At 65.7% G+C, this 13,960-nt stretch carries 11 protein-coding genes and 1 pseudogene; 6 read left to right on the top strand and 6 right to left on the bottom strand.

Annotated elements, in window-relative coordinates; all coding sequences use genetic code 11:
* Window positions 1-97: 97 nt before the first annotated feature.
* Window positions 98-2,044, top strand: a pseudogene (locus PE067_RS04590) (TRAP transporter large permease subunit).
* A 56-nt stretch (window positions 2,045-2,100) separates the two neighbouring features.
* Here PE067_RS04590 and PE067_RS04585 read toward each other — a convergent pair.
* Together PE067_RS04585 and PE067_RS04580 are read right to left on the bottom strand one after the other, a co-directional pair.
* Window positions 2,101-3,768, bottom strand: a complete 1,668-nt coding sequence (locus tag PE067_RS04585; protein WP_276188032.1) for a Pycsar system effector family protein — start codon at window positions 3,766-3,768, stop codon at window positions 2,101-2,103.
* Window positions 3,769-3,946: 178 nt separating this feature from the next.
* Window positions 3,947-5,053, bottom strand: a complete 1,107-nt coding sequence (locus PE067_RS04580) for a TRAP transporter substrate-binding protein (protein ID WP_276188299.1) — start codon at window positions 5,051-5,053, stop codon at window positions 3,947-3,949.
* 238 nt (window positions 5,054-5,291) lie between these two features.
* On the opposite strand from PE067_RS04580, the gene nrdR reads away from it, so the two are divergent.
* Window positions 5,292-5,756, top strand: coding sequence for a transcriptional regulator NrdR (gene nrdR / locus PE067_RS04575; RefSeq protein ID WP_276188031.1), 465 nt, complete (start codon window positions 5,292-5,294; stop codon window positions 5,754-5,756).
* Between the two features lie 26 nt (window positions 5,757-5,782).
* Window positions 5,783-6,769 (top strand): bifunctional diaminohydroxyphosphoribosylaminopyrimidine deaminase/5-amino-6-(5-phosphoribosylamino)uracil reductase RibD, encoded by a 987-nt coding sequence (gene ribD, locus PE067_RS04570; protein WP_276188298.1) that lies wholly within the window; start codon window positions 5,783-5,785, stop codon window positions 6,767-6,769.
* On the opposite strand, the gene PE067_RS21795 is transcribed toward ribD, so the two are convergent.
* The 4 genes from PE067_RS21795 to PE067_RS04555 form a co-directional block, all read right to left on the bottom strand.
* Window positions 6,739-6,972 (bottom strand): hypothetical protein, encoded by a 234-nt coding sequence (locus PE067_RS21795; protein ID WP_346429656.1) that lies wholly within the window; start codon window positions 6,970-6,972, stop codon window positions 6,739-6,741. The genes ribD and PE067_RS21795 overlap by 31 nt on opposite strands.
* Before the next feature lie 17 nt (window positions 6,973-6,989).
* A complete protein-coding gene (locus tag PE067_RS04565) occupies window positions 6,990-8,648 on the bottom strand; it encodes a capsular polysaccharide biosynthesis protein (RefSeq protein ID WP_346429655.1) in 1,659 nt (552 codons plus the stop codon).
* Window positions 8,649-8,746: 98 nt separating this feature from the next.
* Window positions 8,747-9,850, bottom strand: coding sequence for a polysaccharide biosynthesis/export family protein (locus PE067_RS04560; protein WP_276188297.1), 1,104 nt, complete (start codon window positions 9,848-9,850; stop codon window positions 8,747-8,749).
* A 175-nt stretch (window positions 9,851-10,025) separates the two neighbouring features.
* Window positions 10,026-11,405 carry a capsule biosynthesis protein CapA gene (locus PE067_RS04555; protein ID WP_276188030.1) on the bottom strand — a complete coding sequence of 460 codons (1,380 nt, stop codon included), beginning with the start codon at window positions 11,403-11,405 and terminating at the stop codon, window positions 10,026-10,028.
* Window positions 11,406-11,642: 237 nt separating this feature from the next.
* Between PE067_RS04555 and PE067_RS04550 the strand changes: the two genes are divergently transcribed.
* From PE067_RS04550 to ribB, 3 genes are read left to right on the top strand one after another with little or no spacing between them, the layout of a single operon-like run.
* On the top strand, window positions 11,643-12,236 hold the full coding sequence (locus PE067_RS04550) for a riboflavin synthase (RefSeq protein ID WP_276188029.1): 594 nt from the start codon (window positions 11,643-11,645) through the stop codon (window positions 12,234-12,236).
* Entirely contained in the window at window positions 12,236-12,826 is a 591-nt protein-coding gene (locus tag PE067_RS04545) for a hypothetical protein (RefSeq protein ID WP_276188028.1), read from the top strand. The genes PE067_RS04550 and PE067_RS04545 overlap by 1 nt, the downstream gene beginning before the upstream one ends.
* A complete protein-coding gene (gene ribB / locus PE067_RS04540; protein WP_276188027.1) occupies window positions 12,816-13,934 on the top strand; it encodes a 3,4-dihydroxy-2-butanone-4-phosphate synthase in 1,119 nt (372 codons plus the stop codon). The genes PE067_RS04545 and ribB overlap by 11 nt, the downstream gene beginning before the upstream one ends.
* Window positions 13,935-13,960 lie beyond the last annotated feature (26 nt).

The following is a 13,960-nucleotide window of genomic DNA, read 5'->3' as shown; positions in this document are numbered from 1 at the left end:
CGGACCCGAATGGGGCCGATCCTGATGGGGTGGGTCCTGATGGGGTGGACCCGAATGCGTTGGCGCAAAAGGATGCGGATCAGAAAGGCGGCCGTAAATGATGGTCTTCATCGCGCAGAACCTTGCGCCGATCATGTTCGTCTCGCTGATCCTGTTTTTGCTTTACGGCTATCCGGTCGCCTTCGCGCTGGCCGCCAACGGCATCCTGTTCTTTATCATCGGGGTCGAACTGGCGCCGCTGTCCGGGGGGGCGATCAATCTGGACTGGCCGCTGCTCAGATCGCTGCCGGACCGCATGTTCGGCGGGGTCATGGCCAATGACACGCTGCTGGCCGTCCCCTTCTTTACCTTCATGGGCATCGTGCTGGAAAAATCCGGCATGGCCGAGGATCTGCTGGACACCATCGGGCAATTGTTCGGCCCGGTGCGCGGCGGGCTGGCCTATGCGGTGATCATTGTCGGCGCCATGCTGGCGGCGACGACCGGCGTGGTCGCGGCATCGGTGATCGCGATGGGGATGATTTCGCTGCCGATCATGCTGCGCTACGGCTATGACCGCAGCCTGTCGTCGGGCGTCATCGCGGCATCGGGAACGCTGGCCCAGATCATTCCGCCGTCGCTGGTGCTGATCGTTCTGGCCGACCAGCTTGGCCGTTCGGTCGGCGACATGTACGAGGGCGCGCTGCTGCCCGGTCTGGTGCTGACCGGGCTCTATATCCTTTACATCGTCATCCTGTCGATCTTTCAGCCCCACAAGGTCCTGGCCCTGCCGAAAGAGGCGCGGACGCTTGGCGGTGGCCTGACCTCGCTCATTGCGGCGCTGGCGGCGATGGGGGTGCTGGGCTATCTGTCCCGGCACTGGCTGTATCCGACCTACGGCAAGGATGCCGATATCTTTGCCGGCGTCATAGCTGTGCTGCCGGTCTATGGCGTGGCGATCATCGACCGCAAGGTGGGGCTTGGCCTGATGTCGCGGCTGGCGCAACAGGTGGTGATCGTGCTGATCCTGCCGCTGGCGCTGATCTTTCTGGTTCTGGGCACGATCTTTCTGGGCATCGCCACCCTGACCGAAGGGGGCGCGATGGGGGCCGTCGGCGCGCTTTTGCTGGCGGCTGCCAAGGGGCGGCTGAAGGGCGGGGTGCTGCAGCAGGCCCTGCTGGCCACGACCCGGCTGTCGGCCTTTGTCATGTTCATCCTGATGGGCGCACGGGTGTTTTCGCTGGCCTTCTACGGCGTCAACGGCCACATCTGGGTCGAGCATCTGCTGACCTCGCTGCCGGGCGGCGAATACGGCTTTCTGATCGCCGTGTCGCTGCTGGTGTTTTTTCTGGCCTTCTTCCTCGATTATTTCGAGCTGGCATTCATCATCGTGCCGCTGCTGGTTCCGGCCGCCATCGCGCTGGACATCGACCTGATCTGGTTCGGCGTGCTGCTGGCGATCAACATGCAGACCAGTTTCATGCATCCGCCCTTTGGCTTTTCGCTGTTCTTTTTGCGATCCGTCGCGCCGCAGACCGCCTATCGCGACAAGGTGACGGGGCAGATGATCGCGCCGGTCAAGACCGCACAGATCTGACTGGGGGCGGTCCCGTTTCTGGTCATCCAGCTGGTGATGATCGGGGTCGTGATGCTGTTTCCGGGTCTGGTCATGCATTACAAGGGGGCGCCGATCAACACCTCGAACATCACCGTGCAGGTGCCGGGTTCGGGCACGGGCGGTTTTGGTTCGCTTGGCGGGCTGGGCAGCTTTGACGACCCCTTTGGCCAGGCGGGTGGTGGTGGCGATCCGCTGTCGGGGCCGCCTCCGGGATTGGGTGCCGCGCCTGCGATGGACCCCTTGTCTGGTCCGCCTCCCGGCCTGAGCGCGCCCGCAACGACCCCTGTGACCCCTGCGGCGGATGCCCCGGGCGATCCCTTGTCCGGTCCCCCGCCGGGCCTGACCACACCGGGCCTGACTGCACCGGCGGAACCGGCGGCGGATCCGCTGTCTGACCCCCTGTCCGGGCCGCCCCCCGGCCTGACCGCGCCGGGCGGTGCCAACTGAAAAGGCATGGGAAAGGGCGGCCATCCGGCCGCCCCTTTCATCCTTGCGAACGCCGGTCACCTGACCAACTGGCCGTATTCCAGCACCATGTAGCGGGCGGGACGGTTCTTTTTCTCGTTCCCCTCATCGCTCATCAGCAGCAGGCGGGGTTCGCCGTCGATGGTGATGGAATCGATCGATCTGACATTGTTCAGATTGATGATGTCGGGCAGGGCGATGGGTTCGGGGTCATGGGCGGGGTCGCCGCTCCATGACCACAGCTGCGAATAACGGTTGTCGTCATAGCCCTCGATCTCGTTCACGATCAGAAAGGCGCCCAGCACCGGATCATAGCTCAGCGCGCGGATGCCGCCGCCCTTCAGGTCCAGCGCAATCGGCGCGCCGAATTGCGGAACCGCCCCGTTGTCAAAGACCTGCGCCGGGTTCGTGATGGTCAGGATCAGGAATTTTTCCGACACCATCGGTTCGCGCAGCCCCAGCAACAGATGCTGCGTCTGCGGCCAATAGGCCAGTCCCTCGATGTTCAGTGCGTCGAAATCCGCCTTGGCGCCGGTCAGATCCTCGGTCGCGCGGATCAGCCGGGCGTCAGCCGCAATGGCGTCGCGCAGGCCCGTGTTGCTGTGGATATTGCCGACCGCATTGCCCTGAATCCGGAACCGCAAAAGCTGTTCGCGGTCGGGTTTGCGTTCGCCCTTGCTGTTCTGGGAATGCGAGGTGACCGCATAGATATTGCCCGCATCGTCCAGCGACAGCCCTTCCAGATCGCTGAGCTTGCGGCCGAATCCCCGCGTGATCCGGGTGTCGACGCTGGCATCTTCCTGCAAGGTGCCGTCGGGCTGGATCGTCATCATGCTGAATGCGCGCGACGATTCGTCCTCGACCACCAGAATCCGGCCATCGGGCAGTTGCTGGACGGCCGAGGGTTCGTAAATGTCCTGAAATTCGGCGATGCCCAGATTGCGCAGGCGCGGCACGCCGTCGCTGTTCAGGCCGGGGAAAATGCCCAGAACCGATTTCACGCCCACAAAGGTCAAAACCGAGGCCAGCAGGCCCCACCGAAAGATCGTATAGGAAAGGTTCAGCAGTCTGAATTTGCGATCGGCCATCAGGCCCAGCCAATAGATCTGATCGCTCATCCGCTGATAGATGCCGTCGCGGTCACGCAGCAGATCCTGCATGCGTTGCCAGTAATCGTCGCGCGACAGGCGCACGCGGTCGCTGTAGATCAGCAGGTTCAGGCGGTCCGGATCGACCTGATCGGCGCGGCGCAGATAGGCGGGCAGGTCGCGCAGCACCGCCTTGCGGTGCCACATATCGCGCAGCCAGTCGCGAAACGCGACCATGCCATCGGCCTTTTCCGGCGAGGCCGCCAGCAGCGCAAAGATGATGGATGCCGCCGCCGTCGCCAGAAACACCCCGGCCGGCAGCAGAAAAGCGGCGGTCGAGGCAAAGATGAAGGCCCCCGAAATCATCAGCGCCGAAATGATCAGCCCGTTCAGGGAAATCATGATATTGGCCTTGGTCGCGGCCAGCGCGATGATTTCCAGTTCCGTGCGGACGGCGTTGCGAAACATCGTCTCGACGCCCTTGGCGGTGCCCAGTGGCTTTTTTTCGGGGTCCGGGGCGGTGGTTTTTGGGGTGTCGGCATCAATCGGGTCGGTGGAAACGGCCGGTGCCTCGTCGGTTTCGGGGGCGGGATCGGCCTCCTTCTTCGGCTTTTTCATGTCACATATCCTTCGCAAAATCGTTGCAATATGGAAGGATACGACCGGGCGCCGGGCTTATTCCGCAGCGCGTGCCCGATGGGCGGGAAACCGCGTGGCGGGGCCGAAACGCAACGCGCGCGCCCTGAAACCGGGGCGCGCGCGCGCGTGATCTGATCCGGGGCAGCGCAGGCGCGGCTTACAGATTGCCGCCGCGCTGCTGGATCATCATATAGGTGTCAAAGGTGTATTCCGCCGTCTGGTTATACAGATACCAGTCGTTGCGGGCGACCTTGATCGAATCCCAGATCTTTTTGAAGGCCGGGTTGCTGCCGTCCAGTTCGGCATAGATTTCATTGGCAGCCTTGAAACAACCCTCCATGATTTCCTGGCTGAAGGGGCGCAGTTGCGCGCCCTGTGCGACCAGTTCCTTCAACGCGATCGGGTTCAGGTGGTCGTATTTCTGCAGCATTTCGGCGTCGACGGCGCGGCAGGTCGTGTTCAGCAGCGATTTGTAGCTGTCCGGCAGGCTTTCGTATTTCTCTTTGCCGAAGAAGAAATGAACCGTGGGGCCGCCTTCCCAGAAGCCGGGATAGTAGTAATAGGGCGCGATCTTGGCAAAGCCCAGTTTCTGGTCGTCATAGGGGCCGACATATTCGGTCGCATCCAGCGCGCCGCGTTCCAGCGCGGTATAGACATCGCCCCCGGCCAGTTGCTGCGGCACGACGCCGACCCGTTCCAGCATGCGGCCGGCAAAGCCGCCGACCCGGAACTTCAGCCCCTTCATGTCTTCCAGCGTGTTGATTTCCTTGCGGAACCAGCCGCCCATCTGGACGCCGGTATTGCCGCCCGGAATGCCGTGGATGTTATAATTCGCAAGGAATTCGTTATACAGCTCGTTCCCGCCGCCATAATGCAGCCAGGCGTTATGCGCGCGCACGGACAGCGCAAAGGGCACGGCGGCGCCAAGCGCAAAGGTCGGATCCTTGCCCCAGCTGTAATAGCCGACCGTGTGGCAGCATTCGACAGTGCCATCGGTCACCGCGTCCTGCGCCTGCAGGGCCGGGACGATTTCGCCGCCGGCAAAGATCTGGATCTGGAACTTGCCATCCGTCGCCTCTGCCAGACGGCGCGACAGCGACTCGGCGCCGGCATAGATCGTATCGACCGATTTCGGGAAAGCCGAGGTCATGCGCCAGCGGATCTCGGGCCGTTCCTGGGCGATCACGGGCGCCGCCAGCACGGTTCCGGCCGCCGCCGCCGCGCCGCCGATCCCGGCGCGCGTCAGGAATTTGCGCCGGTCCAGGTTGGTGTTCTTCTCCATCTATTCCTCCGGGTGATAGATTGCGGGCCGTTTCCCGGCCATTCGTCATGTCGGCGCAGTTTGCCCGTCCGCCGCGCCGGTGTCGAGAGCAAGGACAAGGGTTGCCGCACCGAAAGACCCGCCCGAACGGGGGCGCATATGGTGGCCTGAAACTGCCGCTACCCAAAGCCTGCCGTTCCCCCTATAGTGACAGCGGTTACAGCGACTTGGGGGACTGGATATGCGCTGCCCGTTCTGCGGAAATGTCGATACACAGGTCAAGGATCTGCGTCCGGCCGAGGATAACGTCGCCATTCGCAGACGCCGTTTCTGCCCGGCTTGCGGCGGCCGCTTTACCACCTATGAACGCGTGCAGCTGCGCGATCTGGTGGTCGTGAAATCCAGCGGCCGGCGCGAGGATTTCGACCGCTCGAAACTGGAACGCTCGATCCGCATCGCCATGCAGAAACGCCCGGTGGAACCCGAACGCATCGACCAGATGATTTCCGGCATCGTCCGCAGGCTGGAAAGCATGGGCGAATCCGACATCCCGTCCAAGGTGATCGGCGAAATCACGATGGAAACCCTGTCGCGGATCGACACCGTCGGCTACGTCCGTTTCGCCAGCGTTTACAAGAACTTTCAGGTGGCCGACGATTTCGACAAATTCGTCGCCGAACTGCGCCCCCCCGTGGCGGACGAGTGAACATCGCGGCAGATGACCTGCGCCACATGGGCCATGCGCTGGCCCTGTCGCGGCGGGGGTTGGGCAACACCTGGCCCAATCCGGCAGTGGGTTGCGTGGTCGTGCGCGACGGCATCGTGCTGGGGCGCGGCTGGACCCAGCCCGGCGGGCGCCCCCATGCCGAGGTCATGGCCCTGCGTCAGGCGGGCGCTGCCGCGCAGGGGGCTACGGCCTATGTCACGCTGGAACCCTGCGCCCATCACGGCAAGACCGGCCCCTGCGCCGAGGCTTTGGCCCATGCAGGCGTCGCCCGTGTCGTTTCGGCGCTGACCGATCCCGACCCCCGCGTCGCCGGTCGCGGCCATGCGATTCTGCGCGCGGCCGGGATCGCCGTGACCGAAGGCGTGCGTGAGGCCGAAGCGCGCGAATTGCAGCGCGGTTTCCTGACCCGCGTGACCCTTGGCCGTCCGATGCTGGTGCTGAAGCTGGCGACGAGTTTCGACGGGCAGATCGCGCTGGCCTCGGGGGAAAGCCGGTGGATCACCGGCCCGGCGGCGCGGCGCCATGTCCATCTGCTGCGGCTGACCCATGATGCGGTGATGGTCGGCGGCGGCACCGCCCGCGCCGACCGCCCGGCGCTGAATGTGCGCGGGTTCGGCCCGGTGCGTCAGCCGGTGCGCGTCGTTGTGTCGGCGCAGGACCTGCCGGATCTGCCGCCCGAGGATGCGACCCATGGTCCGCTGTGGCAGGTGCAGGGCGATCCCGCGCAGATCATGGCTGAACTTGGCGCGCGTGGGGTGACGCGGGTGTTCTGCGAAGGCGGCGGACAGCTTGCCGCGTCATTGCTGGCGGCGGGGCTGGTCGATGAGCTGATCGGCTATACGGCGGGCGTGGTGATCGGTGGCGACGGGCGTGCGGCGGTTGGTGCGATTGCGCTGCCTTCGCTGGCTGCGGCACCGCGCTTTGATCTGGTCGAAAGCCGCCGGATCGGGCCGGATCTCTTTCACCGCTGGCGCCGCCACAGCCAGGAATAGCTGGCCAGCGCGCCCTGGGTTTTGGCCAGCAACCGGATTGCCGGACCGGAACGCGGCGCGAAGTCCGGGTCCGCCAGGCGGTCCAGCGCGATTTCGGGCGGGCAGGGCAACCCGCTGACCGGATCGAAATAGCGCGGATAGGCGATCAGCGCGGCATGGGCAAAGGCGGCAAGTCCGGGCCGCGCCTGACGCCGCGCGGGCACCGGACCCAGATCGCGGGTCAGCCCCCAACCGGCATAGAATGGCGCGCCCAGGTCGTGACCGGGATGCCGCGCAGGATCGCCTCGAACCCGAGGGTCGAGGTGATGGTCCAGACCTCGTGAACCTGATCCAGCAGGGCGGCAGCCGGGGCGTTGCGCGTCACGATATCGGCGAATTGGGCCAAGTCGCCGGGGGCGATCGCGCCGGGACGCAGCCCCGCCTCGACATCGGGATGGGGTTTGTAGATCACCACGGCATCGGGGTTTTCGGCGCGGACCCGGCGCAGCAGGTCCAGATCTGTCCGCTCGGCCCCCGCGCCAAGACGGATCGAGGCATCGTCCTGCACCTGCCCCGGCACGAGGATGCGATGCCCCGCAGGCAGGTCGGGCAAACCGCCCGGCAGGTTGTATTTGGTGATCCCCGCCGCATGCAGCCGGGCGATCAGCCGCTGCGCCCGCGCCTCGGCACCGGGCGGGGGCGGGGCGGCGACCAGATGTTCCAGCCGGCTTTCGCGCGTGGGATCGTAGTAAATGCCCAGATCATCGGCGACCAGCGACAGCGGCGCGACCAGTTCGGCGCCAAGCCCGCGCGAGCGGATGAAACCATCCTCGACCCGCGCGGCCTGCGGCACCTGATCGGCGCGATTGGCCCAGGCCAGCGTCACCTTGTCCGATGCGGTGGCCGTGAACCGCACCCCCGCGCCATTGCCAAAGGCCCGCGCCAATGCGCCGCGTTTCCACAGCCGCATCCCATAGGCCAGATGGCCCGCGTGATCCTGGCGCCAGGCCTTGGCCTCGGCCTCGATCTGGTGCAGGGCGCCGTCGAAATCCGTCAGCCGGTCATGGCAGGGATCATACCAGGTCGGGGCCAGCAGATGGCTGGCCGCAAACAGCGTTTCGATCGTCGCGGGCTGGCGCCGGGGCAGGGGCGACTGGTCGTCGCTCAGCCCCCAACCCGCGTAAAAGGGCTGGCCAAAGACGCGGGGGCGGTGGCCCGCCAGAATCGCCTCATACCCCAGTTGCGAGGAATGGACATAGACCCGCGCCGCGCCGTGCAGCAGCCGCCAGGGCGAAATCGCCGCGTCGTGGAAATGGTCGCCGGGCCTCAGGTCTTCGGGGCGGAAATGGCCGGGACGCAAGCCCTGCGCGGTTTCGGGATGGCTGCGGATGACGATGCGCGCGCCGGGGTTTTCGTCGCGCGCCGCCTGCAGCATTGCCAGAAATTCCGCGCGCCCCGCCCCAAGCAACGAGGCATCGCCGCGCGTCTGGTCGATGACCAGAACATAGCCACCCGCCGGGGGCGCGATATCGGTCAGGTGGGCGTTGTATTTCGACAGGTCGGCCGCGATCAGTCGCCGGATCGCCTGCGCCGCCTGATCCGCATGGGACGCCGCGCGGCCGTTCGCGATCAGGGTTTCGATCAGCGAAGGTCCGGCGGGATCGAAATGCAGCCCATGGGGGTCGATGATCAGCCCGACAGGACCGCGGCGCGCCACGGGACCAGAGGCGCGGCCGGGCAGGATGCTGCGCAGAAAGGCGTCCTCGACCCGGATCAGGGCGGCGCCGCTGCGGGCCGCCGCGGCCTTGCCGCGCCGGGCATGGCGGCTGTCGCCCCAGATCGCGACGGCATCGCCCGCCCCGGGCCAGCCAAGGCGGGGCGCATGGCCCGCAAGCTGCATGATCCGGTGGATGCGCCCCCGGAAAAAGCCCGCGCTGAACGCAAAGGTCCGCCGGGAGGTTCCCCCGGCGGACGCGTTTTCCGGATGATCGGACAAGGTTATTCGAAGGCCCGGCCGGTCGTTCCGATTTCGGCGGTCGTGGTGGTGATCGAGCGGATGGATTTCTGCCACTGAACAAACGGCGCTTCGGTCACATAGACGGTGTCGCCGTCGCGGATCATGAAATCGCGCGCCAGAAACAGCCCGTCGGGCTGCGTCAGGTCCAGCACATAGGCCATGCGCTGGCTGCCGACGACATTGCGCCCCAGCACGGCGCGGGCGACCGATCCCGGTTCGTCGCGGAAGATGAACACGCCCTTGGGATCGGCCAGGGGCGAGGACAGGCCGCCGACCATGGCAATCGATTCGATGGCGCTGATCTGTTCATCGCCAAGCGGCACCTTGGTCTGGCCGCCAAGCGCGCCAAGCGCGGTGAAGCTGCGCTGATCCTCTTCGACAAGGATGACGTCGCCGGGACGCAGCGCGATATCGTTGCGCGAACTGCCATACAGATCGCGCATCCACACCTTGCCCGAGGCATTGCCGCGTTTCACGGTGACCACGGCGACCTCGGGGTCGATGGCGACGCCACCGGCGCGGGCCAGCATGGCCGACAGCGTGCGGGTGGGGCGTTCGATCGGATAGACGCCCTGGGCGTTGATCCGGCCCATGACCGAAACCGTGGCGCCGTCACCGGCAAGCCGGGTGACCATGACCTGCGGGTCGGGGGTCTGGGTTTCCAACTGGCTGGTGATCAGCTGGCGCAGTTCTTCGGGCGTGTTGCCCGCGGCGCGGACGCGGCCGGCATAGGGCACGAAGATATAGCCGTTGCTGTCCACCTGAAGCTGTTCCAGCGCGGTCGAACTGGACCCCATCGAGGCCAGCAGCCCGTCATCGACGTTTTCCCAGATCGACAGGCCCAGCACGTCGCCCGGCCGGATCGTATCGGCACCGACCTGACCCGCGGACCGGAAATCCGAACTGAAGCCGTAGCTGGGGGCGAAATTCGCCGCGCGGTTCACATGGTCGGTGACATTGACGATATTCGTCGTGCCGCCCTTGGCGACGTCGCCGGACATGATTTCCTTTTTCGTCGGACCGGAGCGCGGCAGCCCGCAGGCCGCGACCACAAGAACCGCCCCGATCAGCGCGAGACGGCACATCCGGGTCGCAAGGCCGCGCCGCTTTTCGCCCGGAAGGGCCCGGGCCGGAAAACTCACATCTGCCAAAGTTCACTCCTGTCCAACTCGTTCATTCCGCGCTTGGGAATATTCGTTTTCGTGAAAATAGACCAGCGGCGCAGGCATTGCCACCGAATTGCGGCCCGCCGCCGCCCGTCTAGCCTTCGGTGTCACCCATTTGCTGCCGATACTGGCCGCGTCCGGTGGCCAGCGCGGCATAGGGATCATCGGCGGCCAGCATCATGTCGACCACCAGCCGCAGCGTATGCGCCCGCGACCGCGCTGCGTAAAACCCGCCCGGCACCTGGCTGCTTTCCAGCAGGAAATCGCGATACAGCTTGTAGGCCGCCTGATCGGGCCGTTCCGGGGTGCGGAAATAGTCGCCAAGATCCTGCCGCGACACCAGCCCCGGCTTGTCATAGACCGAACGGCCAAGCGCGCGCACCGGCAGCCCCCGCCACAGCGCCTGTTGGGCCGAGGTCGAATTCACGGTGAGCGTCGCCCGCGCCTCGGCCAGCAGGCGGGCCAGCTTGCCGCCCCGGACGTAATGGACACGGTCCGCCACGCCCAGGTCACGGGCCTTTTCGGTGATCGCGGGGCGGATGCCGCCGCGCCCATCCTCCAGCGGGTGGGCCTTGAAGACCAGGCGGTGATGGCGCGGGGCGTGGGCCGCGAATTCGGTCAGCACCAGATCGGTGAATTCGCTCATCCGCGCGAAACCGGAATGGGCGCGGAAGCTGGCGTCATGTTCCAGTTGCAGCAGGACCAGCGTATAGGGAAAGCCGCCCCGGCGGACGCTGCGCGCCTCGAACAGCCGGACGAAGGCGTGCCAGGGGGTCAGCAGGAAACGGCGCAGATTCAGGCGGAATTCACGCAGCACGCTGATGTCGCGATGGCTGCGATAGCCGCGGAACCTGCCATTCGCGACCAGCACCATGAAATGATACAATGCGCCATAGAATTTATGCTGGCGCATGTCGCCCCAGGTCGCGGGCGGACGCCGGATTTCGGCCCGGCTGAACTGCATCGCACAGCGCATTTCGTCCAGCGTCATCCGCATCAGCCGGGAATGCCCGTTCGATCCGCCGCGTTCATAGGTGACCCAGTAGGGGCGCAGATAGCCTTCTTCGAACACATGCAGGACAAGGCCAAGGCGCGCGGCGGCCTGCCGGGCGGCGTCATGGACGGGGCGGACATCGCCATACAGCACGATATCGGTCACGCCCTTGTCGGCGATGATGCGGTCCAGATGGCCGGGCCAATCCTCCGGCGCGGTTTCATGGGCGATGAAACGGTCCTTGTCCGACCAGAAAAACGCATCACCCGCATTGAAGCCGACGCGCCAGACCTGCGCCCCCGAGGCGCGCAGCATGGCGCCCAAACGGTCGAAGAACGGGCCATGCGGACCCTGCAGCAGCAAGAACACCCGCTGTTCGGCAGGCAGCACGGCCAGATCGCGGGTGCTGTCGTCCCCGGCACCGGCAGCAGCAAGGTCATCCCGTGTCCCCGAGGGCAGGACCGGGTCACGGACGGGCATTGCCGACTCTGGCATTGCCTGCTTGGGCATGGGCAAAATTTCGTTCATCAAATCTCGATCAGGAATGGCTGTCGCTTTAGCATGATAGTGCCCGATTGTTGCAATATATATAATTGTGGCGCCTTCTGTGACGCGTCGGCCTGTTGTAGCCGAAATGCAAGCCCGGATTGCCCTCGCATCGCTTGAAGATCGCCCTGCGAGGGAATAGTCACAGGGATGACGTCGAAAGGAGCCCGCATGTTCACAGGCATCATTACCGATATCGGCACGGTTTCCGCGGTCGAGATGCGTGGCGACATGCGCGCGCGGATCCGTTGCGGCTATGACATGGCAGGGGTCGATCTGGGCGCTTCCATCGCCTGCGACGGGGTCTGCCTGACCGTGGTCGAAAAGGGCGCCGACTGGTTCGATGTCGATATCTCGGCCGAGACGATCTCGAAGACCAATATCGGCGAAAACGGCTGGCCCGAAGGCAGGCGGCTGAATCTGGAACGCGCGCTGCGCGTCGGCGACGAACTGGGCGGGCATATCGTGTCGGGCCATGTCGATGGGGTGGCGGTGATCGAATCCCTGCAGGACGAAGGCGACAGCACGCGCATCACCTTTCGCGCGCCCGCCGCGCTGGCGCGGTTCATCGCGCCCAAGGGCTCTGTCGCGCTGAATGGCACCTCGCTGACCGTGAACGAGGTCGATGGCGACCGTTTCGGGATCAATATCATCCCCCATACCCGGGCCGTCACGACCTGGGGGCAGGTGGCTGCGGGCGATCCGGTCAATCTGGAAATCGACACGCTGGCGCGCTATGTTGCGCGGCTGGCCGAGGCGGGCTGATGGGCGATCTGCCCGGCATCGGTCACAACAGGGGCCCGGCGCTGGCCGGGTCGGGGTTCCGCGCCCATTGCTGGGGCGTCGCGCGCCGCGAATTGCTGGGCGCCACCTTGCCGGTCGAGGTGGTGCGGATGCAGGTGCGCCGCGCCCGAGCGCTTGGGCTGGACTATAAAACATACGCGGGCGTCCGGGCCGTGACCGGGCGCGATCTGGTTGCGTTCCTGTATTCCTCGAACGGGATCGGGGTGTTTCGCAGCACGCAGGCGCCCGCCGGGCATGTTCTGGCCCGGATCGCGGCCAGCGCCGCGCAGCCCCATCTGGGTACCGCGCCGGGGATCGCCCCCGACATCGCGGGCGCCCGGATCAACGCCCGTTCCGCCCGCCCGCTGGCCCCCTTCGGCGCAAGCTGGGCTGCGATGCGCGACGAGATGAAGGGCTGGCTGCATGCGCAGGGCCTGCCCGGCAACGCGGTGCTGATGATCGGCGAAACCGACCATGAACGTGAATTGATGACAGCCGGAGGGTTGGCGGGCTTTGTCACCGGCCAGACCCATTTCGGACCCCAGCTTGCAGGAGCGGCAGATGCAGTTTGACAACCCCGGCCCCGTGGAACGCGACTGGTCCGATGCGATTTCGCCCATCGAGGAAATCATCGACGATGCGCGCAACGGCCGCATGTTCATCCTGGTCGACCACGAGGACCGCGAAAACGAAGGCGATCTGGTCATCCCGGCCCAGATGGCGACGCCCAATGCGATCAACTTCATGGCGACCTATGGGCGCGGGCTGATCTGTCTGGCGCTGCCCGGCGAGCGCATCGACGCGCTTGGGCTGACGCTGATGACGCCCAAGAACTCCAGCCGCCACGAAACCGCCTTTACCGTGTCGATCGAGGCGCGCGAGGGCGTGACCACCGGCATTTCCGCCCATGACCGCGCCCGCACCGTCGCGGTCGCCATCGACCCCGGCAAGGGCGCGGTCGATATCGCGACGCCGGGCCATGTCTTTCCCCTGCGCGCCCGCGAGGGCGGCGTGCTGGTCCGCGCCGGCCATACCGAGGCCGCCGTCGATGTCGCCCGTCTGGCCGGGCTGAATTCCTCGGGCGTGATCTGCGAGATCATGAACGAGGACGGCACCATGGCCCGTCTGCCCGACCTGATCGCATTCGCGCAAAAGCACAATCTGAAGATCGGCACGATCAGCGACCTGATCGCCTATCGCCGCCGCTATGACAACCTGATTACCGAACGCGCGCAAAAGGCGGTGCATTCCGCCTTTGGTGGCGATTGGATGATGCGCATCTTTGCCGATGTGACGCAGGGCGCCGAACATATCGTGCTGTCCAAGGGTGACCTGACCGCGCCCGGCCCGGTTCTGGTGCGGATGCACGCGCTGGACCCGATGCATGACGTGCTGGGCGTCGGGCTGCAGGGCACGACCGAAATTTCCAATGCCATGCGCCTGATCGCGGAGGAGGGCAGGGGGGTCGTCGTCCTGCTGCGCGACCTGTCGCCCAAGGTCCCCGAACCGGGCGATGCCTCGCCCCACAAGCTGCGGGTCTACGGGCTTGGCGCGCAGATCCTGTCCTCGCTCGGCCTGTCGGAACTGGTTCTTTTGACGAATTCGGCGCCGATCAAGGTTGTCGGGCTTGACGCCTACGGGCTTTCGATCCATTCCACGCGCCCGATCCCTCAGGACTGACCCCCTCTCCCCAAAGCTGACCCCAA

This window comes from Paracoccus sp. DMF-8 (genome assembly GCF_029309835.1).
In the GTDB taxonomy this organism is placed as follows: domain Bacteria; phylum Pseudomonadota; class Alphaproteobacteria; order Rhodobacterales; family Rhodobacteraceae; genus Paracoccus.
Note: the sequence above shows the minus strand (reverse complement) of the source record. Positions and strands in the feature narration are given on the sequence as shown.

Bases quoted from the DNA above. Each gene is read 5' to 3' on its own strand.
- PE067_RS04585 (WP_276188032.1), bottom strand. From the start codon at position 3,768: ATGAAAAAGCCGAAGAAGGAGGCCGATCCCGCCCCCGAAACCGACGAG.
- nrdR (WP_276188031.1), top strand. From the start codon at position 5,292: ATGCGCTGCCCGTTCTGCGGAAATGTCGATACACAGGTCAAGGATCTG.
- ribD (WP_276188298.1), top strand. From the start codon at position 5,783: ATGGGCCATGCGCTGGCCCTGTCGCGGCGGGGGTTGGGCAACACCTGG.
- PE067_RS04565 (WP_346429655.1), bottom strand. From the start codon at position 8,648: ATGCAGCTTGCGGGCCATGCGCCCCGCCTTGGCTGGCCCGGGGCGGGC.
- PE067_RS04560 (WP_276188297.1), bottom strand. From the start codon at position 9,850: ATGTGCCGTCTCGCGCTGATCGGGGCGGTTCTTGTGGTCGCGGCCTGC.
- PE067_RS04555 (WP_276188030.1), bottom strand. From the start codon at position 11,405: ATGCCCGTCCGTGACCCGGTCCTGCCCTCGGGGACACGGGATGACCTT.
- PE067_RS04550 (WP_276188029.1), top strand. From the start codon at position 11,643: ATGTTCACAGGCATCATTACCGATATCGGCACGGTTTCCGCGGTCGAG.
- PE067_RS04545 (WP_276188028.1), top strand. From the start codon at position 12,236: ATGGGCGATCTGCCCGGCATCGGTCACAACAGGGGCCCGGCGCTGGCC.
- ribB (WP_276188027.1), top strand. From the start codon at position 12,816: ATGCAGTTTGACAACCCCGGCCCCGTGGAACGCGACTGGTCCGATGCG.